This is a genomic window from Halomonas sp. AOP13-D3-9, from assembly GCF_052379125.1.
Lineage (GTDB): Bacteria > Pseudomonadota > Gammaproteobacteria > Pseudomonadales > Halomonadaceae > Vreelandella.
The window spans coordinates 168,506-191,871 of sequence record NZ_JBQSYH010000006.1 but is presented as its reverse complement, the minus strand read 5'-3'; the positions used below and the strand labels follow the sequence as shown (position 1 = coordinate 191,871).

The following is a 23,366-nucleotide window of genomic DNA, read 5'->3' as shown; positions in this document are numbered from 1 at the left end:
CGTCCATGGATGGATTTACAGCGCCCTCGCGGAAACCTGTCCTCGTCACCGGTGCGCCATGAGATAGTTCTGTGCAGGAACGTTGAGCAGGTGACGTTAGCCCATAAATGGCGATAGACTAAATGACTAATCTACCTATTAAGCATAGTTAGATATTTAAGGCGCGAGTGGCACCCAGCTCGCGCTGTTCGATTGCCAGATAAAAGGACTGTCGTCATGACCTCGGAGTGTAGCCCGCGATTTTTAGCCAGTGATAACACCTCCGGTATCTGCCCGGAGGCGATGGAATACCTGCTGGAAGCCAACCGTTGCGATGATTTGGCTTACGGCAATGATCTCTGGACTGCCCGTGCTGCGGACCGCTTCCGCGAGATGTTTGACTACGACTGCGATGTCTTCTTTGTTTTCAACGGCACCGCCGCCAACTCACTGGCGCTCTCCGCCATGGGGCGTAGCTACCACAGCGTTATTTGCCACGAGCTGGCGCACATCGAAACCGACGAGTGCGGTGGGCCTGAGTTCTTCTCTAATGGTGCTAAGCTGCTCACTTCGCCCGGGGCCCACGGCAAGCTAACGCCGGAAGGTATCGAGGCGCTGGTCACCAAGCGCAGTGATATTCACTACCCCAAACCCAAGGTGGTATCGCTCACTCAAGCCACCGAAGTGGGCACGCTCTACTCCCGGGAAGAGCTCATGGCGATTCGCGCCATTGCCGATAAGCATGACCTGCGCCTGCACATGGACGGCGCCCGTTTTGCCAACGCCTGTGCCAGTCTAAATATGTCACCGGCCGAGCTTACCTGGCAGGTAGGGGTAGATGCATTGTGTTTTTCGGGTACCAAAAACGGCCTAGCGTTTGGTGAGGCGATCCTGTTTTTTAACCGGGAGCTGGCCGAAGATTTCTCCTACCGTTGCAAGCAGGCAGGGCAGTTGGCCTCCAAAATGCGCTTTGTCTCAGCCCCATGGTTAGGGCTACTAGAGAGCGGTGCCTGGTTAACCAATGCCCAGCATGCCAACGCGATGGCTCGTTACCTATCGGAAGGGCTGCAAGCGCTGCCGGGCGTATCGCTTATGTTCCCTACCCAAGCTAATAGCGTGTTCGTTGAATTGCCGCTTCACGCTATTGAAGCGTTGAAAGCTAAAGGCTGGACCTTCTATACCTTTATTGGCGCAGGTGGCGCGCGTTTTGTATGTGCGTGGAACACCACCGTTGAATTGCTTGATGAACTACTGGCCGATATTCGCGCGGTACTTGAGCGTTAAAGCCGTCAGTTACTCTCTTTTTGTCGCTGTTTGGCGCCTTCGGCCTAGTGACGCCGCGGCTTAATGCAGCGGCGTCACTGCTTTATCACTTTGCGTTTATTTGAGATGTTTGGGGTAACGCAACTATTCGCCTGAATAATTCTCTTATCTATATCGCTGCTGCGTTGAAGGTTTTAGTCATCACTTTTTGCTAATGCTGACTACGCTAAAAAAGCGACACCTCGTTTGGCACACCGTTGCGAGACACTTGGCTTGACGGTGACTGCCTGGGGATGGGCCACAGGAGAGTTCCATGAGCATCTTTGATCACGTTCAAGACCGTTTTTCCCGCGTTCAGCAAGAGGACATGAGCCTTGAGGAGTACTTGGCGCTTTGTCGTCGTGATCCGAAGGTTTATGCCAGCGCCTCCGAGCGTATGCTGGAAGCCATAGGCGAACCTGAAGTGATCGACACGGCGAAAGACCCGCGTCTATCACGTATTTTTTCCAATAAAGTGATTCGCCGCTATCCTGCCTTTGCCGAATTTCACGGTATGGAGGAGGCCATTGAGCAGATCGTTTCCTACTTCCGCCATGCGGCGCAAGGGCTGGAAGAACGCAAGCAGATCCTTTACCTGCTTGGCCCGGTAGGTGGCGGTAAGTCGTCACTCGCTGAACGTCTTAAACTGTTGATGGAACGGATACCCTTTTACGCCATTAAAGGGTCGCCGGTTTATGAGTCGCCGCTGGGCCTCTTTTCGCCTGAAGAGGATGGCGAACTGCTGGAGAAAGAGTACGGCATTCCCCAGCGCTATTTACGCAGCGTGATGTCGCCCTGGGCGGCAAAACGGCTGAAAGAGTACGGCGGCGATATCTCCCAGTTCCGGGTAGTGCGTTTGTACCCTTCACGGCTTAACCAGATCGCGATTTCCAAAACCGAACCGGGGGATGAGAACAACCAGGATATTTCGTCCCTAGTGGGTAAAGTCGATATTCGCCAGTTAGAGCTCTACTCCCAGGACGACCCGGATGCCTACAGCTTCTCCGGTGGTTTATGCCGATCCAACCAGGGCCTAATGGAGTTTGTGGAGATGTTTAAGGCGCCGATCAAGGTGCTGCATCCACTGTTAACCGCCACCCAAGAGGGTAACTACAACCCTACCGAAGGTATGGGGGCGATTCCCTTTGACGGGGTGATTCTGGCCCACTCCAACGAGTCGGAGTGGCAGGCGTTCCGTAACAACCGCAACAATGAAGCGTTTCTTGACCGGGTGTATATCGTCAAAGTGCCTTACTGCCTGCGGGTTACCGAAGAGATCAAGATCTATCAAAAACTGCTCGAAGACTCTTCGCTTAACGCCGCGCCCTGCGCACCGGATACGCTGCGCATGTTGGCCCAGTTCTCGGTACTGTCACGACTCAAGGCGCCGGAAAACTCCAATATCTACTCGAAAATGCGCGTCTATGACGGTGAAAATCTCAAGGACACCGACCCCCGCGCCAAGTCAATCCAGGAGTATCGCGATGCTGCGGGCGTCGATGAGGGCATGCAGGGGCTCTCTACCCGCTTTGCGTTTAAGATTCTCTCCAAGGTCTTCAACTTCGATAGCACCGAGGTGGCCGCTAACCCGGTGCACCTGTTGTATGTGTTGGAGCAAGCATTGGAGCGCGAACAGCTGCCGTCGGAAGTGTTTGAGCGCTACTTGGGCTTTATCAAAGAGTATATGGCGCCGCGCTATGTGGACTTTATCGGTAAGGAGATCCAGACCGCTTACCTGGAGTCCTACAGCGAGTATGGCCAGAATATCTTTGACCGCTATGTGACCTACGCAGACTTCTGGATTCAGGATCAGGAGTACCGTGACCACGAAACCGGTGAGTTGCTAGACCGCCAGGCGCTCAACGAAGAGCTGGAGAAAATCGAAAAACCCGCGGGCATCTCGAACCCCAAAGATTTCCGCCACGAGGTGGTCAATTTTGTGCTGAGGGCGCGAGCGCAGAACAATGGCATGAACCCCAGCTGGCAGTCCTATGAAAAACTCAAAGGTGTTATTGAACACAAGATGTTCGCCAATACCGAAGAGCTGCTGCCGGTGATTTCATTCAATGCCAAGGCTTCCCGCTCGGATCAGAAGAAGCACGAAGACTTTGTGGCGCGGATGGTCGATCGCGGCTACACCGAAAAACAGGTGCGGTTGTTATCCGAGTGGTATCTGCGGGTGCGCAAGTCCCAGTAAGGAGTGGCGTGCTTAAGATGGGTGTCTAAGGAGGTCGTATGACCTACTTTATTGATCGAAGACCGAACGCGAAACATAAAAGCGCGGTAAATCGTCAGCGCTTTTTGGAGCGCTACCGTAAGCATATTAAGCGCTCGGTGGAAGAAGCCGTTAACCGCCGCTCGATTACCGATATGGAGCGCGGCGAGAAAGTCTCGATTCCAGCGAAGGATATCTCCGAGCCGGTCTTTCAGCATGGGCCGGGCGGGGCGCGGAATATCGTTTCCCCCGGCAATAAAGAGTTTGTCGCCGGTGACAAAATCCGCCGCCCCAGTGGCCAGGGGGGCGGCAGTGGCGCAGGCGAGGGCGGGGCCTCTAACCAGGGTGAAGGCGTCGATGAGTTCGCCTTTACCCTTAGCCGTGAAGAGTTCTTGGAGTTTGTGTTTGATGGCCTGGAGCTGCCCCATCTGCAGCGCAAGCCGCTGAAGTCGCTGGAAGAGGTCAAAATGGTGCGGGCGGGGCTCTCCCGCGATGGCGTACCCTCTCGAATTAGCATTACCCGCTCGATGCGTGAGGCCTATGCCCGGCGCATTGCCATGCGCGCGCCGATTAAGCGGGCGCTAAAAGAAGCGATTGATGCCCTGGAGGCCGAAGAACGCAAGGACACGGTTCTGCGTAACCCAGCCCGCATTGCCGAGCTTAAAGCCGAAATTGAGCGCCTGGAGAAGCGCATCGCCGGGGTGCCGTTTATTGACACCTACGACCTGCGCTACCACCAACTAAGCGCCCAGCCGCAGCCCTCCAATCAAGCAGTGATGTTTTGCGTCATGGATGTCTCCGGTTCGATGACCCAAAACCACAAAGACATCGCCAAACGGTTTTTCCTGCTGCTTTACCTGTTTTTGGAGAAGCACTACGAGAAAGTCGAACTGGTTTTTGTGCGCCACCATACGGCTGCCCGGGAAGTCAGTGAAGAGGAGTTTTTCTACTCGCGGGAAACCGGCGGTACGATAGTTTCCAGTGCGCTGAACCTAGTGAATAAAATTATCGAAAAGCGCTACCCCGTTGGTCAATGGAATCTATACGTGGCCCAGGCTTCCGATGGTGATAACTGGGACGATGACTCGAATATTTGCCGTGACTTACTGGTCAAACAGTTAATGCCGCAGCTGCAGTACTACGCCTACGTTGAGATCACGCCCCATGACCATCAGTCACTATGGCATGAGTATGAAAGTGTGGTGAAAGAGTTCCCCGAACGCTTTGCCATGCGCCAGATTGTGGAGGCGGGCGATATTTATCCGGTCTTTCGTGAACTGTTTAAGCGCCGCTTAAGCCAATCCTAGTGACCTTGTATACAGGTTAGTGACCGCGTGCAGAGGAGGGGGCTATGAGTGCGACCCGCAAGCGTAAGCCGATTGCCACCGGCTCCGATTGGAACTTCAGCGTGCTGGAGCGTTTTGATGCGGAGCTGGCCAGGCTCGCCGATGAGTATCGGCTGGATACCTATCCCAATCAGATAGAAGTCATCACGACCGAGCAGATGATGGATGCCTACGCCAGTGTGGGCATGCCAGTGGGCTATCACCACTGGTCGTTTGGCAAGCAGTTTCTAGCCGTTGAGCAGGCGTATAAACGCGGCCAGATGGGCTTGGCCTATGAACTGGTGATTAATTCTGACCCTTGCATCGCCTACCTAATGGAGGAGAACACGCTGATGATGCAGGTGCTGGTGATGGCCCACGCCTGCTACGGCCATAACTCCTTTTTTAAGGGTAACTACCTGTTTCGTACCTGGACCGACGCCTCTTCCATTGTCGATTACCTGGTGTTTGCGCGTAAATATATCGCCAAGTGTGAAGAACGCCACGGCGTGCAGGCCGTTGAGCAGCTACTGGATGCTTGCCATGCGCTGCAAAACTACGGGGTCGACCGTTACAAGCGCCCCTCGCCGATCTCTGCCGAAGAGGAAGCGAAGCGCCAGGAGGAGCGTGAAAGCTACCTGCAAACCCAGGTGAACCTGCTGTGGCGCACGATTCCCGATAACGCTGAGGACGGTGAACGTTTGCTAGGCAGTTTGTCACCAGAAGAGGATGATCCGCTGGGGCTGCATAGTGGCGGGCGTTATCCTTCGGAACCCCAGGAGAACCTGCTCTACTTTATTGAGAAAAACGCCCCGCTACTGGCGCCCTGGCAGCGTGAAATCGTGCGCATTGTGCGTAAACTGGCGCAGTATTTTTATCCCCAGCGGCAAACCCAGGTCATGAATGAGGGCTGGGCGTGTTTTTGGCACTACACCTTGATGAATCGCCTCTACGACGATGGCAATGTCGATGAAGGTTTGATGCTAGAGTTTTTGCAGTCTCATGCAGCGGTCATTAACCAACCTGATTTTGATAACCCCCACTTCAGTGGGATTAACCCCTATGCACTGGGCTTCGCGATCTTTATGGATATTAAACGGATCTGTGAAGCGCCTACCGATGAGGATCGCGAATGGTTTCCTGATATAGCAGGATCGCCATGGCGGGATACGCTGGAGTTTGCCATGCGCAACTTCAAGGATGAGTCGTTTATTCAGCAGTTTTTATCGCCAAAGGTGATGCGCGATCATAAGCTGTTTTTGGTGGTGGACGACGATCAGGTTGAGACGCTTGAAGTCGCAGCAATTCATAACGAACAGGGTTACCGTCAGGTGCGTGAGGCGCTTGCAACCCAGTACGCGCTCTCTGTCCGCGAACCCAATATTCAAGTGGTCGAAGCGGCCATTCGCGGGGATCGCTCGCTAACACTTCACCACGTTCAGGATAGCCGTCGTCCATTAGGTCGCAGTGTTTACCCGGTAATTCGCCATCTTCAGCAGCTATGGGGCTTTCCTGTTCATCTTGTCTCTTTGGAAGAGGGAAGGGTAACGCGGCGTTTTCATTGGCCGGTAGAGGATGAAAGCCCGGCTTCATAGCTGCTAGCGTGCTTAAAACAAAACTACCCCGCTCAAATAGCGGGGTAGGGGTGCTTATACGACTATCAAGTGTTAAATGCTTAAGCTTGAGCCGTCCAGGATTGGCACCAGCCAGCAGGTGCTACGCTATTCTCCGGAAATAGCTGGCAACCCTCAGTCTCTGCATTAAAGAACATGCAATTATCGCAGCGCTCGCCCTCTTCATAAGCAGGGTGGTCGCTGGCTTCGCTGGCGTCTTCTACGTAGTTCAGTGCCTGGGCGTTGCTTGCGGAAGGATCAAGACGCGGCAGCTCTTGGGCGAAAGCACTCTTGGAAAGAATGCCGACACCCAGCGGAAGGGCGGCAAGGCCCAACATGCTGTTGCGCATGAAGTCACGACGGCTTTTATTAGCCATGATTACTCCTCATCGTCACGGTCTGACGTTTGGTCACGTTATCGGGTGGTTATCCACCTCTTGATGCTCCGCATAATCTTACAAGCCGGAGCTCTCTGCTACATCTTTTAATCAGCTGTATTTTTCAACCAGTTATTTTCAACCAGCCATATCTTCTAATCCTATACTTCAACTACATGCTAGCGGATGTACAAGGGTTGTGCGAATACTGCTGCTGGTATAGCGACAATTGGTCACGCTGTCGTTGGGTGCTGCGCTCGCTTCCCCGTCGCTGCTATACTCTGCCCAGCTTTAACACTACTGTTTATGGCTATTTTTTATGGCTATTTTCTCTAAACTATTTTTTTGAATATTTTTTCGCTAAAGAGGCGCGCCATGCAAAACGCAGTCATTTTAATCAATACCGATAAGGGCCAGGTCAAGGCTGTGGCCGAGCGGCTGGCCGATGTGGAGGGGATCAGTGAGGTTTACTCCACCTGTGGCCGCTACGACCTTGTCGCGATTGCCCGCACCCGTGATTTTGAAAGCCTGGCCGAGCTGGTGACTGAGCGCTTAAACGCCGTGGAAGGGATTAGCGATACAGAAACCCTCAATGCCATGCAGGTTCACTCTCGTCACGATCTTGAAACCATGTTCTCTTTGGGTTGGTAACCTTTTATTGCTTGGGTAACTCGCACAACGACCACTAGCGTATTAACAAATGCAAAGCGCTAAATAAGCATTAAAAAGGGGAAAGTCTGTTGGGAACATCGCTTTTGAGCTGGCGTCGTCAGGGGCGACGCTTAGGCATCGCCGTGCTATTTGTCGTCGTTGGCACAGGGCTGTGGGAGTTTCAGGAGCGCCAGCATAAAGATGCCTACACTTGGATGGGGGTGCCCACCTGGGAAGAGTTTAGCCCCACGACAATGCACCGGGTGTTGCGCAATGATGGCTACTTGGTTGGCTGGTCCGATGTGCGGGTCAATCCGCTATGGGTCAGCTATCAGGTTGCAGCGGTAGACGATTCTCGCATCGGTTCGCGGCCTAATTTTCAAGCCGATTGGCGCACGCTATGGCCTGTGGGCACCGACAGCTATGCGGGAAGCGGCTACGACCGGGGCCATTTAGCGCCAAACTACGCCATTGCAGCGGTGCATGGGCGCAGCGCTCAGGTCGATACTTTCCTAATGAGTAATATGACCCCCCAGCGGCCCAACCTGAACCGACAGCTCTGGCAGCGGTTGGAAGAAGCGGTCATGGATCACTTCGCGCCGCGTTTTGACCGTTTGCAAGTGATTACCGGCCCCATTTTTCCAGAACACTTTATGGATAACGTGTTCAACCGGGTGGGACTGGTCGAAGTGCCTTCGGCTTTTTACAAGATCATAGTGGCGCCGCACAATGAGGCACCATTGGCGTTGGCGTTCATCATGCCACAAGACGTTCGGGGCAATGAGCCGCTGGATGACTATTTGGTGACCATCGATGAGATTGAGGCACGCACAGGGCTTAACTTCTTCCCAGAGTTAGCAACGGAAGTAGAGTCTGTATTGGAAGGAGAGTTGCGTATACAGGGGTGGGCACTTGACGAAGTGGCACGACGTCCGGGCAGGTTCCAGTAATCTGGGGAATGCTTCGAAAAAAAGGGGGGGGCGAACAAGCATTTAATAGAGAGAGTAATGATGCGGACTGGCCCATGGATAAATCATGGTGCCCAGGAGAGGACTTGAACCTCCACGTCCATACGGACACTAGCACCTGAAGCTAGCGCGTCTACCAATTCCGCCACCTGGGCGCATCATCTAACGCTTAGATTAACTACTTACCGTTTGTGTTCGTATGGTGCCCAGGAGAGGACTTGAACCTCCACGTCCATACAGACACTAGCACCTGAAGCTAGCGCGTCTACCAATTCCGCCACCTGGGCGAACACAAACCTTGCCTAACACCTTGCTGCTCATATCAATAAATAGCATAAAAGCAGTTTGGTGCCCAGAAGAGGACTTGAACCTCCACGTCCATACGGACACTAGCACCTGAAGCTAGCGCGTCTACCAATTCCGCCATCTGGGCAAGTGGCGCGTATAATACCGGGGTGAAGGTTAAATGCAAGACCCCGCAGGCGCTTTTTATAAAGCAAATTGTGTAAACAACGGCTAAGACGGTTGGGTGATTGCACGTGCAGCGCTATACTGCGCCTATGACTAAACAAAACCCTATTCATTTCAGCCTATCAAGCGTTGAAATACCTAGCCCGCAACGCACCGCGTTTGCGCCTTTTTTATGCCTCGCGCAAATGACGCCTTCAAGGATGTTGCTCGTATGAAGTATTGGACGTTAAGTGATGATCCGCACGCCGAGCGCGAGGCGCATAAATATGGCAACCCAGCGCCAAGCCGTGAGTACCTGCTTGCTGCCTTAGAAAGCTATGGCAAGCCGATCACCCACGAAAATATGAGCCGCATGCTGGGGCTGGAAGACGAAGAACTGATTGAAGCCGTTAGGCGCCGATTAGCGGCGATGGAGCGCGACGGCCAAGTGCTACGCGATCGCCGCGGTGCCTATGCGCTGATCGACAAGCTCGATCTGGTCAAAGGCAAGGTACTTGGGCACCGTGACGGCTTTGGTTTTCTGCTCCGCGATGATGGCAAAAAACCCGACCTGGTATTGCCGCCGCGCCAAATGCGCCGTGTCTTTCACGGCGACCACGTACTGGCGCGGATTAGTGGGCGCGATCGTCGTGGCCGTGATGAAGCCACCATTGCCGATGTGATTGCGCGTAACACCCAGACAATGGTCGGTGTTTATCGCAGCAATACCCCTGAATTTGGCATTCTGATACCGGAAAACCCGCGTATTACCCAGGAAGTGATTATTCCCCATAGCGCTACCGGCGGCGCTAAAGATGGTCAGGTCATTTCGGCCAGGATTGTCCAGCAGCCGGCGACGCGTGTTCAGCCGGTGGGGGAGGTGATTGAAGTGTTGGGGGATCGTATGGATCCTGGTATGGAAATCGATATTGCGATTCGCAGTTACGATATTCCTGCGGAATTTCCGCCGGAAGTGCTCGACCAAATTGGCGGTATTTCAGCCGAAGTGCTGGAAGAGGATAAGCAGCACCGCGTTGATTTGCGCGATGTGCCGCTGGTCACTATTGACGATGAGTCTGCCAAAGACTTTGATGATGCGGTGTGTGCCTGGAAAACCAAATCAGGTAGCTGGAAGCTTCTCGTCGCCATTGCCGATGTTTCCCACTATGTGCGTCCCGGTACGCCGCTGGATGATGAAGGCCGCACCCGGGGTAACTCGGTCTACTTCCCTGGCCAAGTGGTTCCCATGCTGCCGGAGCTACTCTCCAATGGGCTCTGCTCGCTGAATCCTCACGTGGATCGCCTGGTACTGGTGTGCGAGATGAATATCTCTCAGACCGGTGCGATTAGCCGCTACCGCTTCTATGAAGCCGTCATGAATTCCCACGCTCGCCTTACCTATAACAAGGTGGCCGCGATTCTTGATGAGGAGAGCGAAGAGGGCGAAGCGCTAAGAGCCGAGCACAGCGAGCTGGTGAAGCCGCTGAAAAATCTTGAAGAGCTTTACTATTTACTGCGCGAAGCGCGTGCTGAACGCGGTGCGATCGATTTTGATACCACTGAAACGGCGATCATCTTTAATGATGAGCGCAAAATCGAAAAAATCGTCCCGCGCAGCCGTAACAATGCGCATAAGCTGATTGAAGAGTGCATGCTGGCGGCCAACGTGGCGACAGCGCGCTTTTTGGACAAGCATGACCTGCCAGCTCTGTACCGTATTCACGAGCGGCCGACGCCTGAACGGCTTGATAAGCTGCGCTTGTTCTTGAACGAGTTAGGCCTTGCGGTTGGTGGTGGCGATATGCCCACCCCGCAGGACTACCAGGCACTGCGTGAAACGATTGCCGACCGTCCTGACTTCGATATCATCCAGACGGTCATGCTGCGCTCGATGAATCAGGCGGTCTACTCGCCGCAAAACGAGGGTCACTTTGGTTTGGCCTATCAGGCCTATGCCCACTTTACCTCGCCGATTCGTCGCTACCCTGATCTGCTGGTGCACCGCGCTATTCGTTCGGTGATCCGCGGGCCGCGCCAGACCAACACGGTAGTGCGCGTAGATGGTGCGCCGGTTGAGCCGCCCAGCAAGTGGTGCCCGTATACCTTCGAGCAGATGCTGGAGCTGGGTGAGCACTGCTCAATGACCGAGCGCCGCGCCGACGAAGCCACCCGTGATGTGGAGAGCTGGCTGAAGTGCGAGTTTATGTCCGACAAACTCGGTGAAACCTTCGAAGGTACCATTGCGTCGGTCACCCAGTTCGGCCTGTTTGTACGTCTGGATGAGTTCTATGTGGAAGGCCTGGTGCATGTCACGTCGCTGCCCTCGGACTACTACCATTACGAGGCTGAGAAGCACCGCCTTAAAGGCGAGCGCACCGGCACGACCTACCGCTTAGGCGATGGTCTTACCGTTCAGGTCGCGCGTGTTGATATGGACGACCGTAAGATTGACTTCGGTCTGAATGATGAGAAGCCGCGCCCGCGCCGTCAGCCGCGTAAGAGTCGCGGTGGGGAAGAGGGCGCAGGTGCTAAAAAAGATAGTGCCAAAGCTGCTGGGGACAAGAAATCCAATAGCGAGAAGCCCGCCACCCGTCGAGGCCCACGGCGCACCCGTAATGGCCCGCGCAAACCATCACCAAATAAGGGTTGAGCATGAAGTCGGCGTCTTCTCGGCGGGGGCCCAAGACCCCTGATGGCCTGGATCAGGTATACGGCGTTCATGCCCTGCAAAGCCTGTTAGACAGAGGTGAAGCACCGCAAGAGCTTTGGGTGCAGCAGGGGGCGGGTAGTCGCTTAAAAGAGCTGGTCGCCCATGCTCAGGCCCAAGGCGCCCGAGTGAAGGAGCAGCCACGCGACCTGCTTGATCAGTTAACTCAGGGCGCGGCCCATCAGGGGGTGGTGGCGTTCTGTCCGCCGTTAACCCCTGAAGGTGAAGAGTCGCTCTGGCTTAAGCTGCGCGCCTGGCCCTCGAATACACCGCCGCTTCTGCTGATTTTGGATGGCGTGACCGACGTGCATAACTTCGGCGCCTGCCTGCGCAGCGCTGATGCCGCCGGTGCTCATGGGGTGATTGTGGCGAAGGATAAAGCCGCACCGCTCAACGCAACGGTGCGTAAAGTCGCTTGTGGTGCTGCCGAAGTGGTGCCGGTTTATCAAGTCACCAATCTGGCGCGTACGCTCGCCAAGCTAAAAGATGCCGGTGTGTGGATAACCGGTACGGCAGGTGAGGCTGAAGCCAGCGTCTTTGACATCGATATGACCGGCCCCACCGCACTGGTGATGGGAGCTGAAGGTAAGGGCATGCGCCGGTTAACCCGGGAGGCGTGCGACAATCTAGCCAAGCTGCCTATGGCAGGAGAAGTGTCGAGTCTCAATGTTTCGGTGGCCACCGGTATTTGTCTGTTTGAGGCTGTCCGTCAGCGCCAGCTTGCAAGTTAACCGCCGTACTACTAAGATACATGCGCCCGTTTGTCTGCAAGCGGGCGTTAGCTGTGAGAACTAGTCGTTGAAACAGTAATTGATATCGTTGTTGAAATAAAAGTTCTGTTTGATGCCCCGATGACTGCCTAGCGCGGTGGCGGAGCACTTCAGTTAACTCCTTGCTTCCTTGTCGTCGATTATTGCCTTAAGCAGTAGCACACAATGGAAGCTGTCAAACCGCAAGGAGATCCCATGCGTCATTACGAAATCGTGTTTATGGTCCACCCGGATCAAAGCGAGCAGGTGCCGGCGATGGTCGAGCGCTACACCAGCATCGTTACCGAAAATAGCGGCACTGTGCACCGTCTGGAAGATTGGGGTCGTCGTCACTTGGCTTACCCGATCAACAAGATCCACAAAGCCCACTACGTGCTGATGAACGTTGAATGTTCCGGCGAGACTCTCGACGAGATCGAGAACATCTTCCGTTACAACGACGCCATTATCCGCAGCCTGGTTGTTCGCTGCAAAGAAGCTGTTACCGAAGCTTCCCCGATGATGAAACCGGCAGAAGAAAAACGTCCGCGTCGCGAAGAAAAACCGCGCGCTGAAGAAGAAGAAACTGCCTGATTTTATTCACTGCACGTTTTAAGGAGCTAGTCCATGGCACGTTTTTTCCGTCGCCGTAAGTTTTGCCGCTTTACCGCTGAAGGCATCAAGCAGATCGACTACAAAGATCTGGACACGCTGAAGGCCTACGTAACCGAAACCGGCAAGATCGTTCCAAGCCGTATTACCGGCACCAAAGCACGCTATCAGCGTCAGTTGGCGACTGCTATTAAGCGCTCGCGTTATCTGGCACTGCTGCCCTACTCCGATAGCCACCAGTAAGCGTTTAACGTGATGCTGGCACTAGCCCGGTGGCTAATGCGGGGCACGCCTTACGCTGCAGGCGGGGCGGCTCTGGCAACGCTAGTGCCGTGGTTGTTCTGGTTAGGAGCAGCCATTGCTGCGTTGATGACCCTGCGCAAAGGTTTTGCACCTGCGCTACCGGTGATCATCGCCGCAGCACTACCGGCCGGTTGGTGGTGGGCCCAGGGGGACGTGATTCCGCTTGCTAGCATACTGCTGGTAACGCTGATGGCCGTTATCCTGCGCGAGAGGATGCGTTGGGGTGAGACCCTGATTGTGGGGACCTTGGTCGCCGCTGTCATGGTTCAACTGGGCATCTTTAGTCCGCCAGGTGGCACTGAGCTAATGCTTGAGCAACTGCGTGAAGGTTCAGAAGAAGTGGATCGCATGCTCACGGAATTTGCCAATCAGGGCTACGATACTCAAACCATTGCGTCACTGGTGGTGGGTGGAGTGACAGGGTTTGTGGTGCTGTTGGCAGCCATTGTGTGTTTGGCGCTTGCGCGTAGCTGGCAAGCTGGGTTGTATAACCCAGGCGGCTTTCGTGAAGAGTTCCACGCACTACGCTTGACCCCTAAAGAGCTGGCCGTGCTGGTCGTTATTGGGGTGATAGGTATGCTGCTAGGCGCTCATGCTCTGGCGATGCTGGGTTGGATTCCGCTGTTGGTAGCTGGCGTTGCGTTAGTGCACGGGTTTATTGGAATAAAGGGGATGAACGGGCTGTGGCTGGTAGCATTTTATGTGTTACTGATCACGACCTGGCCCACGATTCTCATTGTGCTGCTGTTGGGGCTGATTGATACATTCGCGAACGTTCGCGCACGCCTTGCCCGCAGCAACTGACAAGAGGTTTACGAGATGGAAGTCATTCTGCTCGACAAAATTGGTAAGCTGGGCGGCCTGGGTGACAAGGTCACCGTCAAGCCTGGTTATGGTCGTAACTATTTGGTGCCTTACGGTTTAGCCGTACCGGCCACCAAAGACAATATTGAAGCGTTTGAAGCGCAGCGTGCTGAGCTCGAAGCGCAAGCCGCTGAGCGTAAGGCAGAAGCCGAAGTGCGCGCCGAGCAGTTGAATGATATCGAACTGTCTTTGGTTTCCAAAGCAGGCGACGAAGGCAAACTGTTTGGTTCTATCGGTCCGCGTGACTTGGCTGACGCGATTTCCTCTGCTGGCATCGATATTGCCAAGAGTGAAGTTCGTATGCCGAATGGCCCGATTCGTCAAACCGGCGAATACGACATCACCCTTCACTTGCACTCTGAAGTGGATGCCGTTGTACGCGTAGTGGTCGTTGCAGAGTAATTGAGCGAGTAATGAGGTTAGTAACGACGTAAAATCGTTACTAACTGCAGCTAATATAGCTGCCTCAAAAGGCGCGGGGTTTCTCCCGCGCCTTTTGTTTTTGTGAATATTCGCCATTTTTTGGACGTTGCCAAAACTATCTAGCCCATCCCCCGCTGGGTATTTTAAGACAACGCCTCGATCATGTTGGTAGCCGCAACGCATGCGGCTAAGATAAGCATCTTCACCGGCTACGCAGTAGTGTTTAAAGGAGCTCGCTATGCAGGACCAGCCTTCTGCTGATAAAGAAACGGCAGCGTTAAAACTGCCGCCGCATTCGTTGGAGGCGGAGCAATCGGTACTAGGCGGGCTCATGCTGGACAACCAGGCCTGGGATAACGTCTCAGAGCGCTTGGTCGCTGATGATTTCTACCGCTATGAGCACCGTCTGGTGTTCAACGTGATGATCCATCTGGCGGAAGCCGGTCAGCCACTGGACGTAGTGACGCTTTCCGAAGCGCTGGAAGCGCGTGATCATTTGGATACGGTCGGTGGGCTGGCGTTTCTAGCTGAGCTTGCCCGTAACACGCCCTCTGCCAGTAATATTCGCGCCTACGCTGATATCGTGCGCGAGCGAGCAACGCTGCGTAAGCTGATTCGTGCCGCCAATCAAATTGCCGATAGTGCCTTTACCCCGCAGGGGCGCCCGGCGGATGAGTTGCTCAATGAAGCCGAGCGATTGGTGTTCCAGATTGCCGAGGAGCGTCCCAAGACCGGCGGCCCTATCGGCATGAGTGATCTGCTGACCAAGGCCGTTGATCGTATCGACGAGCTGTTTAACCTGAAAGGTGAGATGACCGGTCTTTCCACGGGTTTCCGTGACCTGGATGAAATGACCACCGGGTTACAGCCTTCGGATATGGTGGTCATCGCCGGAAGGCCCTCAATGGGCAAAACCACCTTCGCTATGAACTTGGTGGAGCATGCGGTTATCTCCAGCGACAAGCCGGTGATGGTGTTCTCCATGGAGATGCCCGCAGAGTCGCTGATGCTGAGGATGCTGTCGTCGCTAGGTCGGATTGATCAAACCCGAGTGCGTACCGGACAATTGGAAGATGAAGATTGGCCGCGCTTGACGTCTGCGGTCAATCTACTCAAAGACAAGCAGCTGTTTATCGACGATACCGCGGCTTTGTCACCCAACGAAATGCGCTCACGGCTTCGCCGGGTGGTGCGTGAGCACGGTAATATCGCACTGGTGATGATCGATTATCTTCAGCTGATGCAGATCCCCGGCTTTAGTGAAAACCGTACCGGTGAGATTTCCGAGATTTCGCGCTCCTTGAAGGGGTTGGCGAAAGAGTTTAATTGCCCCGTCGTGGCACTTTCCCAGTTGAACCGTTCCTTGGAGCAGCGTCCTAACAAGCGCCCGGTTATGTCGGATTTGAGGGAATCGGGAGCAATTGAGCAGGATGCGGACGTCATTGCCTTCGTTTATCGCGATGAAGTCTATAACCCAGATAACCCTGACAATCAGGGGATTGCTGAATTAATTATCGGTAAGCAGCGTAATGGCCCTATCGGTACGGTGCATATGGCGTTTATCGGCAAATATACCCGCTTTGAGGACTTGGCCCCGGATAGTTACGGCCAAGCCTTCGGCGACTAGGTTTGTAATATCTAAGTTAGTGATGACGGGTTTGTGGTGACAGGTTAGTGATAAGTCACTTGAGGATGAGGGGCGAGCTCGTATAATGCCTCACCCACGATATGTAAAAACGGGAGCAGCAAATGGCAGGTGGATTTCGGCGCGGTAACCGGCAGCGTCTTCCTAAGTTAGAAGGTCGCGGCGAGCTAGAGGCGATAGAACGGGAAGGCCCTTTCAAAGAGTGGCTGGGTATGCCAGACCTTTATCGCTACCATTTGGTGGTCGCGGGCGAGAAGTATAGTTACCAAACGGAAGATGGTGAGCTGCCGGTAACAGTGGGAGACAACGTCGTGTTCCGCTATAAAGAGACTAAAGGCGGCAATTGGATTGACCGCAATTCGCTTGGCAAAGCCATCGATCCCTCTGAATACCAATGATTGATATTTTGACCTTTTGGTCAGGAACTCTCTTGGACTATTGACTTCCTAGCTATTAATGTTTGTTTATTGCTTGTTGTCATTACACTGCAATAACGAGGCAACAGAAGTGTCATCGGGTGCAGGCATGCTGTGCCCTGATGACATATGCTGAAGACATACCGTCTGACATAATGTATGCAATAGCCAAATAATAGGAGGGAACCATGGAACTGAAGGATCTTAAGCAGTTTGTCGCCAGTCACGACAACTTTGAAATTCGCGTGATTACCCATTCGGGCAGCCGTTTTTATCAGATTGAGCTGGAAGACGTTGAAGGCGAGCGCCATATGCTGATGCAGCGTGCCAAGCCGATGCTATTTCGCTCGTTGGACGATGCCTATATGGATCTCAAGCGCGCAGGGATACACCGCGCCTACCTGGTTCAGCACGTGCCCCACGATGAAGTGATTGGCCGCGATGCGCACTATAGTGAGCCGCTAACATCGCGTATGCCGCTTGTCTTTTAACACTACTCATCTCTGACGTTTAGCCTGACGCTTTTCCCACCACCGCCCAAGCCGAATTCGGCGACGGGCAAAAAACCGGTAACCGGCGTTCATTGCGCCGTATAGACCCGGTAAGCACGACAACCTCACCAGCCGCCGATAGCCCAACACTGCATAGAGGGCACGGCTGGCATCCATACCGATAAACCACGCTCCTTGGCTGTCGCGCAGGTGCAACTGGCCCATCATGGCGTTAAATTCTTTCTCATACTCATGGGCGTTAAAGTCCCGAGCCTGAATATCCACCAGCGTAATATGTTCCCGGTAGCGATGCTTCTCCAGCCACGCGACTTCCTGTTGGCAGAAGGGGCAGTGGCCGTCGTGAAATAGCGTGACCGGTGGTGCAGCGTGCAGTGGTGCATAGCGGCTCATTATGACTCCTGGTGTGTACTGATCGTATGGGTATCGATCGTATTGGCATCGCTTGTGGGAGTGGCATAACCTGCGGTGTGACAGGCTTGCCCGTAGCCAGGTGATACTTCCAGTTGCGCCAAGAAGCTTTCAGCCTGTTGGCGCATTGCTTCGCGCTTGTCATCGGACATTCTGCTAAGCGAGCCGTAAATTAGCTTCATGCGCGGGTTCTGGTTCAATTGCTCGGCGTTGTTTTCTAGAAAGTGCCAGTAAAGGCTGTTGAAAGGGCAGGCCTTTGGCCCTGTAAACTGCTTAGGTGAGTAGCGACAGTGCTGGCAATGATCTGACATCTTGTCGATATATTTACCCGATGCACAATAAGGTTTGGAGCCCATTAAGCCGCCATCCGCATGGAGTACCATGCCCAAGGTATTGGGCAATTCCACCCATTCGCTGGCATCGGCATAAACAGCCAGGTACCAGTCGCATAGCGCCTCGGGTTTGACCCCACACAGCAGGGCAAAATTGCCCGTGACCATTAGTCGTTGAATATGGTGGGCGTAGCTATTGTCGATGGTCATCTGTATGGCACGCTGCAGGCAGCGCATGTCGGTATTTGCATCCCAGTAAAACGCTGGTAGCTCGCGGTTGAAGCCGAGCTGATTAGCGCTTTTGTAGTTGGGCATCTGTGTCCAGTAGAGCCCGCGTACGTATTCTCGCCAGCCAAGAATTTGGCGGATAAAGCCTTCGGCGGCGTTGATTGGCACATCGCCGTCATAGTAGCGCTGCTCGACGGCTGCACAGACTTCATGGGGCGACAGCAAGCCGAGGTTCATCGCGGCTGAGAGCCGTGAGTGATATAGATAGGGCGCTGAATCGCTGATCGCATCTTGATAGCAGCCAAAGTCAGCCAGCCCATGCTCAGTGAAGTGATTTAAATCTACCAGCGCTTGTCGGCGGGTGACCGGCAGGTTGAAGTTTTCCACACAACCTATGTGATCACCAAAGTGGCGTTCCGCATCGGCCAATGCGTCTTTTGTCAGCGCGTCAAAGCGGTGTTGTGGTAGGTCAGGAAACTCAAGCGCTGCTTTGATAGGTTGGCGATTGTCGTGGTCAAAATTCCACTTGCCGCCAGCGGGTTCATTGCCCTCCATCAAGATCCCGGTACGCTTGCGCTGCTCGCGATAAAAGTATTCTAGGCGCAGCTGCTTGCGGCCTGTGGCCCAGTTGGCGAAATCCTTTGGCGTGGTAAAGAAGCGCTCATCTTCAAGTAGCCGCCATGGAGTCGTTGCGTCTTTGCGCTGCTGCATCGCCTCCCACAGCCGCCATTCACCTGGTCGGGCAACGCGTATCTCATCGCAGCCATACTGTTGGGCGATGCGCTCAGCTTCATCAATGAGGGAGTGACAGTTATCCGCATCGTCCAGAGCGCTGTAGTGGACTTGAAAGCCTTTTTCACGCAGCGCTTGGGCAAAGTGACGCATGGCGGCCAAAAAGAGGCCGATTTTATGTATATGATGCGGCACATAGCGGGCTTCTTCAGCCACTTCGCAAAGGGCAACCACGGCATTGGCGGGGGCGTCTTGCAGCGTTGTTAGTGAAAAAGAGAGCTGGTCACCAAGAACCAAAAGCAAAGGCTTGGACATGAATTGCCTCGGAGTTATACAAATAATGTTGATAGTATAACTTTATGCCGCCAGTTTGCCGAAAAGTGATAGCATTTAATTAGCTTGTACCGAGTGTTAGCGAGATCGTAATTTTCCAGGAGCATGACTAATGACCGAGAATGTCGTCAAGGATCAGCCGGGCGAGGGCCGCTTGGCCCATGCACCTAGCGATCATCCACCGGTGCCACGTGCCAAAGTGGGCGTGGTGCTAGCGAACTTGGGAACACCGGATGCCACTGACTATTGGTCAATGCGTCGTTACCTGAATGAATTTCTGTCTGATAAGCGCGTGGTCGACTATGCCGGTTGGAAATGGCAGCCGTTGCTACAGCTGATTATTTTGACCAAGCGGCCATTCTCATCGGGTAAAGCGTACCGAAGTATTTGGAACAACGAGAAAAACGAAAGCCCGCTGCTGACAACTACGCGCGCTCAGACTGAAAAAATGACCGCACGGTTAAAAGCGCTTTACGGTGATGACGTCGAAGTCGATTTTTGCATGCGCTACGGCAATCCCTCGACGGAAAGCGTGCTGACGCGATTAAAAGAGAAAGGATGCGAGCGAATCGTGTTTTTTCCGCTTTACCCTCAGTTCGGTTCACCGACCACGGCCACGGCGAATGACCAGGCATTTCGCACCCTGATGAAGATGAAATGGCAACCTTATATACGCACGGTGCCGGCTTATTTTGAACATCCTGCCTACATTCAGGCGTTGGCCAATTCAGTACAAGAAGCCTACGACGGTTTATCAACCCGGCCTACTAAGCTGGTGGCCAGCTACCATGGTGTTCCCGAGCGCTATCTGATGGAGGGGGATCCTTACCACTGTCAGTGCCAGAAAACCACGCGGCTGCTGCGTGAGAAGCTTGGTTTTAGTAAAGAGGAGGTGGATACCGCTTTTCAGTCGCAGTTTGGGCCCGAAAAATGGGTCGGCCCGCAAACCGTTAAGCATGTGGCGGAACTCGCCAAGCAGGGGCATAAACACATTGCCATTATGTCGCCTGCCTTCTCTTCCGACTGTGTCGAAACCTTGGAGGAGATCGAGGAGGAGATCCACGATAGCTTTATGGAAGCGGGTGGCGAAACGTTCAGCTATATCCCTTGCCTGAATGATCGTGACGACCATATCGAGGCCTTGCTTGCCGTCATCAATAATGAATTAGCCGGATGGCTATCGGCTCCCTAGCGCAACATTTATCGTCAATGCTGGCTCAAACTAGCCACAGTGCGAATCAAGACGCCTGTGGCTATCTGCGTTTAAGGGTTTGACTGGTCAGCCAAAACTGACTGTTATAAGGTGTAAAGCGCCAACAGATCCTAAATCACTATTATTCAACGCTGGCATGCCAGTGATAAGGCACGATGCCTGGGCTTTAGCCGCTGTTTGATGGTGAGCCTTGCATTATTCAGGAGGTTTCGCTTGATACAATTCGCCGTATTAATGGGTTTCGTGCTGGCGGCGTTGTCGCCAATGTTGAACGGCTGGTTCGGTCAGCGCGCAAGCCAAGTGCTGGCTATGTTTCCCGCCGGCCTGGCGGCGTGGTTGGCACTCCAAGCCCCCGCGGTCATTGAGCATGGCAGCCTACTGTTAGAGTGGCAGTGGGTGCCTTCGCTGGGTATTAGCCTTACTTTCCTGCTGGACGGTTTATCGCTGCTGTTTGGGCTGCTGATTACCGTTATGGGGGCCTGTGTGCTGGTGTATGCCGGCGGCTACCTTAAAGGTCACCCTGATCTACCACGCTTTCATATCGCCTTAGTCGCTTTCATGGTCTCGATGCTGGGGCTGGTATTAGCGGATGGGCTGTTGACGCTATTTATTTTCTGGGAATTGACCAGCATTACCTCCTATTTGCTGATTGGTTTTAATCACGCTGACATTAATGCGCGTAAATCAGCACGGCAGGGCTTATTCGTCACCGTGGCGGGCGGTTTGGCATTAATGGCTGGGTTGGTGCTGTTAGGGATTGCCAGCGGTAGCTGGTCGCTGGCGGAGATTCTGGGCCAGGAAGCCGACCTGCGCGAACATGCGCTCTACACACCCATGCTGATCTGTTTGCTGCTGGGCGCTTTCACCAAATCGGCGCAATTTCCGTTTCATTTCTGGTTGCCTAACGCCATGGCGGCGCCGACCCCGGTTTCCGCCTACCTGCACTCTGCCACTATGGTGAAAGCAGGCATCTATTTATTAGCACGTTTACACCCGGAGCTTGGCGGTACGGCGATGTGGGTCGGCATTCTTTCCGTGGTCGGCGCAACCACGATGCTGGTCGGGGCGTTTTTAGCGATTCACCACACCAATATCAAAAAGCTGCTTGCCTACTCAACCATAATGGCGCTGGGCACGCTGACGATGTTATTAGGCATCGGCAGCGAGTACGCGATGACCGCCTTCGTCACCTTCCTGTTAGCGCACTCGCTCTATAAAGGCGCGCTGTTTATGGTCGCCGGTATTCTTGATCACGAAACCGGTACCAAAGACGTCACTCAGATGGGCGGGCTACGCCAGCTGATGCCGGTCACCGCCACGGTTGCTTTGGTCGCAGCACTCTCGTTTGCTGGTGTGCCGCCGTTACTTGGTTTTATCGGTAAAGAGTTAATGCTTGAGTCAGTGCTCGGCGCCGATAGCTTCCGAACGCTAGTGGTATTGTTCGCCTTTCTGGCTTCAATATTGACTATCGCCGTTGCTTTTATTGTGGCGCTACGCCCTTTTTACGGTAAACGTCACCATACACCGCTTGAGCCTCATGAGGCGCCGTTTAGCATGCTAATAGGGCCTGCGTTACTCGCACTGGGATCGCTTTTACTGGGCCTGATGCCCGCTTTGTTGGGTGCTGATGCGTTATTAACGGCAACCGCCACGGCGATATCTGGGCAAGCGTTAGAGGTGTCGCTGTCGCTTTGGTATGGCATCAATGTCGCGTTGATCATGTCGATCATTAGCCTTGGCCTCGGCTTTTTACTGTTTAAGCGTTGGGATAGCGTGCGAGGCAAGCTTGCTGTGCTGGCACCGGTGATGCGTCATGGCCCCGAAGCAGGCTATGAAAGCATGATGAATGGCATTGTGCATTTCTCGGAGTGGCAAACACGGTTACTGCAAAACGGCTATATGCGTAACTACATCCTGGTGATGTTGACTACCCTTATTGGACTGATTGGTAATTCAATTCTGCTGCGCCACTCTCCGCAATTCGCCTTTGACCTGGATGTTCGTTTCCATGAGGTAGTGGTAGCGGGGAGTATGGTGATGGGAGCGCTGTTCGCGACTGTTTCCCGGTCTCGGCTGGGGGCAGTGGTGTCTGTCGGGATAATGGGGTTTTCTATCGCGCTGATTTTTATTCTGTTTAGTGCGCCGGATTTGGCGATTACCCAACTGCTGGTCGAAACCTTAACGGTCATTTTGCTGGTGCTCGTGCTGTTCCGCCTGCCGCGCTTTTCGAATCTTTCCACCAGTCTGGAACGTATACGTGACGGCGTGGTGGCCGCAATGGTAGGTATCTTGATATGCCTGCTGATTATGACTTCGTGGAGCATTCAACAGTTTGAACCCATTTCGACCTATATGATTGAGAACAGTGCGCCTTTGGCCTACGGCCGCAATATCGTCAACGTCATTTTGGTCGATTACCGTGCCTTGGATACGCTAGGCGAGATGTTCGTGTTAGCCCTCGCCGCGATCGGTGTTATCGCCATGTTAAAGCTGCGTCATGGAGAAAACAGCGACGCAAAAACCGCCGAGAGCAGCAAAGTGGCTGCCAAGGAGCCTTACGATGGTTAAGTCGGGCACGATTATTCTTAATACTGCTGCGCGCTTTTTAATGCCCCTGCAGCTGCTGTTTTCTGTTTTCCTGCTGTTAAGGGGGCACGACGAGCCGGGCGGCGGGTTCATTGCCGGGCTGGTAGCAGCGGGGGCGTTTACTCTCTACCTGTTTGCCTTCGGGGTAAGCGCCACAAAAGAAGTGCTGCGCATGGTCGACCCCCGTGACCTGATTGGCATTGGCTTATTGCTGGGGATGATTTCGGTGGTGCCGGCTTGGTTTATGGGCCAACCCTTTTTGACCGCCCAATGGTGGACCATCCCCATCATCGACTTTAAAGCGTCTACGCCGCTGATTTTCGATATAGGCGTCTATTTCGCCGTGCTGGGTTCGGTCACCGGTATGGTGATGACGCTTATGGAGGTCGACAAGGATGAACCTTGAGTTAACAGGAGGCAAAG

At 53.9% G+C, this 23,366-nt stretch carries 21 protein-coding genes and 3 tRNA genes; 18 read left to right on the top strand and 6 right to left on the bottom strand.

The features are described from left to right. The first annotated feature begins 216 nt into the window (after positions 1–216). The 4 genes from ACT3UM_RS08800 (at position 217) to ACT3UM_RS08785 (ending at position 6,416) form a co-directional block, all read left to right on the top strand. Positions 217–1,263: a threonine aldolase family protein gene (locus ACT3UM_RS08800; protein WP_498897943.1), complete on the top strand. Its 1,047-nt coding sequence runs from the start codon at positions 217–219 to the stop codon at positions 1,261–1,263. Between the two features lie 292 nt (positions 1,264–1,555). Next, complete coding sequence (locus ACT3UM_RS08795; RefSeq protein WP_498897941.1) at positions 1,556–3,478, top strand: PrkA family serine protein kinase; 1,923 nt, start codon at positions 1,556–1,558, stop codon at positions 3,476–3,478. Positions 3,479–3,516: 38 nt separating this feature from the next. After that, positions 3,517–4,803, top strand: coding sequence for a YeaH/YhbH family protein (locus tag ACT3UM_RS08790; protein ID WP_498897939.1), 1,287 nt, complete (start codon positions 3,517–3,519; stop codon positions 4,801–4,803). 44 nt (positions 4,804–4,847) lie between these two features. Next, the gene (locus tag ACT3UM_RS08785; protein WP_498897937.1) at positions 4,848–6,416 is read left to right on the top strand and encodes a SpoVR family protein; all 1,569 of its coding nucleotides are present in this window, start codon (positions 4,848–4,850) and stop codon (positions 6,414–6,416) included. A gap of 80 nt (positions 6,417–6,496) precedes the next feature. Here ACT3UM_RS08785 and ACT3UM_RS08780 read toward each other — a convergent pair whose 3' ends face one another. Next, the gene (locus tag ACT3UM_RS08780) at positions 6,497–6,811 is read right to left on the bottom strand and encodes a high-potential iron-sulfur protein (protein ID WP_498897936.1); all 315 of its coding nucleotides are present in this window, start codon (positions 6,809–6,811) and stop codon (positions 6,497–6,499) included. A 375-nt stretch (positions 6,812–7,186) separates the two neighbouring features. Between ACT3UM_RS08780 and ACT3UM_RS08775 the strand changes: the two genes are divergently transcribed. Then, positions 7,187–7,462, top strand: a complete 276-nt coding sequence (locus ACT3UM_RS08775; protein ID WP_008958975.1) for an Lrp/AsnC family transcriptional regulator — start codon at positions 7,187–7,189, stop codon at positions 7,460–7,462. Between the two features lie 104 nt (positions 7,463–7,566). Further along, on the top strand, positions 7,567–8,412 hold the full coding sequence (locus tag ACT3UM_RS08770) for a DNA/RNA non-specific endonuclease (protein ID WP_498897933.1): 846 nt from the start codon (positions 7,567–7,569) through the stop codon (positions 8,410–8,412). 86 nt (positions 8,413–8,498) lie between these two features. Here the strand turns inward: ACT3UM_RS08770 and ACT3UM_RS08765 are convergent. The 3 genes from ACT3UM_RS08765 to ACT3UM_RS08755 form a co-directional block, all read right to left on the bottom strand. Next, a tRNA-Leu gene (locus tag ACT3UM_RS08765) sits at positions 8,499–8,585 on the bottom strand. Positions 8,586–8,630: 45 nt separating this feature from the next. Next, positions 8,631–8,717 (bottom strand) — tRNA-Leu (locus tag ACT3UM_RS08760). 59 nt (positions 8,718–8,776) lie between these two features. Then, a tRNA-Leu gene (locus ACT3UM_RS08755) sits at positions 8,777–8,863 on the bottom strand. A gap of 249 nt (positions 8,864–9,112) precedes the next feature. Here ACT3UM_RS08755 and rnr point away from each other — a divergent pair. The 9 genes from rnr to ACT3UM_RS08710 all read left to right on the top strand — a co-directional run bounded on the left by rnr (position 9,113) and on the right by ACT3UM_RS08710 (position 17,090). Then, the gene (rnr, locus tag ACT3UM_RS08750; protein ID WP_498897931.1) at positions 9,113–11,530 is read left to right on the top strand and encodes a ribonuclease R; all 2,418 of its coding nucleotides are present in this window, start codon (positions 9,113–9,115) and stop codon (positions 11,528–11,530) included. Positions 11,531–11,532: 2 nt separating this feature from the next. After that, complete coding sequence (rlmB, locus tag ACT3UM_RS08745) at positions 11,533–12,318, top strand: 23S rRNA (guanosine(2251)-2'-O)-methyltransferase RlmB (protein WP_498897929.1); 786 nt, start codon at positions 11,533–11,535, stop codon at positions 12,316–12,318. A gap of 234 nt (positions 12,319–12,552) precedes the next feature. Further along, on the top strand, positions 12,553–12,930 hold the full coding sequence (gene rpsF, locus ACT3UM_RS08740) for a 30S ribosomal protein S6 (protein ID WP_007113338.1): 378 nt from the start codon (positions 12,553–12,555) through the stop codon (positions 12,928–12,930). A 33-nt stretch (positions 12,931–12,963) separates the two neighbouring features. Continuing rightward, positions 12,964–13,191, top strand: a complete 228-nt coding sequence (gene rpsR, locus ACT3UM_RS08735) for a 30S ribosomal protein S18 (protein ID WP_007113337.1) — start codon at positions 12,964–12,966, stop codon at positions 13,189–13,191. Positions 13,192–13,203: 12 nt separating this feature from the next. After that, positions 13,204–14,055 carry a hypothetical protein gene (locus ACT3UM_RS08730; protein WP_498898032.1) on the top strand — a complete coding sequence of 284 codons (852 nt, stop codon included), beginning with the start codon at positions 13,204–13,206 and terminating at the stop codon, positions 14,053–14,055. A 15-nt stretch (positions 14,056–14,070) separates the two neighbouring features. Further along, a complete protein-coding gene (rplI, locus tag ACT3UM_RS08725) occupies positions 14,071–14,517 on the top strand; it encodes a 50S ribosomal protein L9 (RefSeq protein WP_498897926.1) in 447 nt (148 codons plus the stop codon). 259 nt (positions 14,518–14,776) lie between these two features. Beyond that, entirely contained in the window at positions 14,777–16,165 is a 1,389-nt protein-coding gene (gene dnaB / locus ACT3UM_RS08720) for a replicative DNA helicase (RefSeq protein ID WP_007113333.1), read from the top strand. 122 nt (positions 16,166–16,287) lie between these two features. Further along, entirely contained in the window at positions 16,288–16,581 is a 294-nt protein-coding gene (locus ACT3UM_RS08715; protein ID WP_064234698.1) for a hypothetical protein, read from the top strand. Positions 16,582–16,787: 206 nt separating this feature from the next. Beyond that, positions 16,788–17,090, top strand: a complete 303-nt coding sequence (locus ACT3UM_RS08710; RefSeq protein WP_308337978.1) for a DUF6482 family protein — start codon at positions 16,788–16,790, stop codon at positions 17,088–17,090. A gap of 6 nt (positions 17,091–17,096) precedes the next feature. On the opposite strand, the gene ACT3UM_RS08705 is transcribed toward ACT3UM_RS08710, so the two are convergent. Together ACT3UM_RS08705 and ACT3UM_RS08700 are read right to left on the bottom strand one after the other, a co-directional pair. After that, positions 17,097–17,501 carry a thiol-disulfide oxidoreductase DCC family protein gene (locus ACT3UM_RS08705; RefSeq protein ID WP_498897923.1) on the bottom strand — a complete coding sequence of 135 codons (405 nt, stop codon included), beginning with the start codon at positions 17,499–17,501 and terminating at the stop codon, positions 17,097–17,099. Beyond that, positions 17,501–19,126: a cryptochrome/photolyase family protein gene (locus ACT3UM_RS08700; RefSeq protein ID WP_498897921.1), complete on the bottom strand. Its 1,626-nt coding sequence runs from the start codon at positions 19,124–19,126 to the stop codon at positions 17,501–17,503. The genes ACT3UM_RS08705 and ACT3UM_RS08700 overlap by 1 nt, the downstream gene beginning before the upstream one ends. A 130-nt stretch (positions 19,127–19,256) precedes the next feature. Between ACT3UM_RS08700 and hemH the strand changes: the two genes are divergently transcribed. The 3 genes from hemH to ACT3UM_RS08685 all read left to right on the top strand — a co-directional run bounded on the left by hemH (position 19,257) and on the right by ACT3UM_RS08685 (position 23,349). Further along, positions 19,257–20,336, top strand: coding sequence for a ferrochelatase (gene hemH / locus ACT3UM_RS08695; protein WP_498897919.1), 1,080 nt, complete (start codon positions 19,257–19,259; stop codon positions 20,334–20,336). A gap of 237 nt (positions 20,337–20,573) precedes the next feature. Further along, positions 20,574–22,925: a putative monovalent cation/H+ antiporter subunit A gene (locus tag ACT3UM_RS08690; RefSeq protein WP_498898030.1), complete on the top strand. Its 2,352-nt coding sequence runs from the start codon at positions 20,574–20,576 to the stop codon at positions 22,923–22,925. Next, complete coding sequence (locus ACT3UM_RS08685; RefSeq protein ID WP_035563150.1) at positions 22,918–23,349, top strand: Na+/H+ antiporter subunit B; 432 nt, start codon at positions 22,918–22,920, stop codon at positions 23,347–23,349. The genes ACT3UM_RS08690 and ACT3UM_RS08685 overlap by 8 nt, the downstream gene beginning before the upstream one ends. The last annotated feature ends 17 nt before the right edge of the window (positions 23,350–23,366 follow it).

Coding starts and splice junctions, on each gene's coding strand:
- ACT3UM_RS08800 (WP_498897943.1), top strand. CDS start 217: ATGACCTCGGAGTGTAGCCCGCGATTTTTAGCCAGTGATAACACCTCC.
- ACT3UM_RS08795 (WP_498897941.1), top strand. CDS start 1,556: ATGAGCATCTTTGATCACGTTCAAGACCGTTTTTCCCGCGTTCAGCAA.
- ACT3UM_RS08790 (WP_498897939.1), top strand. CDS start 3,517: ATGACCTACTTTATTGATCGAAGACCGAACGCGAAACATAAAAGCGCG.
- ACT3UM_RS08785 (WP_498897937.1), top strand. CDS start 4,848: ATGAGTGCGACCCGCAAGCGTAAGCCGATTGCCACCGGCTCCGATTGG.
- ACT3UM_RS08780 (WP_498897936.1), bottom strand. CDS start 6,811: ATGGCTAATAAAAGCCGTCGTGACTTCATGCGCAACAGCATGTTGGGC.
- ACT3UM_RS08775 (WP_008958975.1), top strand. CDS start 7,187: ATGCAAAACGCAGTCATTTTAATCAATACCGATAAGGGCCAGGTCAAG.
- rnr (WP_498897931.1), top strand. CDS start 9,113: ATGAAGTATTGGACGTTAAGTGATGATCCGCACGCCGAGCGCGAGGCG.
- rlmB (WP_498897929.1), top strand. CDS start 11,533: ATGAAGTCGGCGTCTTCTCGGCGGGGGCCCAAGACCCCTGATGGCCTG.
- rpsF (WP_007113338.1), top strand. CDS start 12,553: ATGCGTCATTACGAAATCGTGTTTATGGTCCACCCGGATCAAAGCGAG.
- rpsR (WP_007113337.1), top strand. CDS start 12,964: ATGGCACGTTTTTTCCGTCGCCGTAAGTTTTGCCGCTTTACCGCTGAA.
- ACT3UM_RS08730 (WP_498898032.1), top strand. CDS start 13,204: ATGCTGGCACTAGCCCGGTGGCTAATGCGGGGCACGCCTTACGCTGCA.
- rplI (WP_498897926.1), top strand. CDS start 14,071: ATGGAAGTCATTCTGCTCGACAAAATTGGTAAGCTGGGCGGCCTGGGT.
- dnaB (WP_007113333.1), top strand. CDS start 14,777: ATGCAGGACCAGCCTTCTGCTGATAAAGAAACGGCAGCGTTAAAACTG.
- ACT3UM_RS08715 (WP_064234698.1), top strand. CDS start 16,288: ATGGCAGGTGGATTTCGGCGCGGTAACCGGCAGCGTCTTCCTAAGTTA.
- ACT3UM_RS08710 (WP_308337978.1), top strand. CDS start 16,788: ATGGAACTGAAGGATCTTAAGCAGTTTGTCGCCAGTCACGACAACTTT.
- ACT3UM_RS08705 (WP_498897923.1), bottom strand. CDS start 17,501: ATGAGCCGCTATGCACCACTGCACGCTGCACCACCGGTCACGCTATTT.
- ACT3UM_RS08700 (WP_498897921.1), bottom strand. CDS start 19,126: ATGTCCAAGCCTTTGCTTTTGGTTCTTGGTGACCAGCTCTCTTTTTCA.
- hemH (WP_498897919.1), top strand. CDS start 19,257: ATGACCGAGAATGTCGTCAAGGATCAGCCGGGCGAGGGCCGCTTGGCC.
- ACT3UM_RS08685 (WP_035563150.1), top strand. CDS start 22,918: ATGGTTAAGTCGGGCACGATTATTCTTAATACTGCTGCGCGCTTTTTA.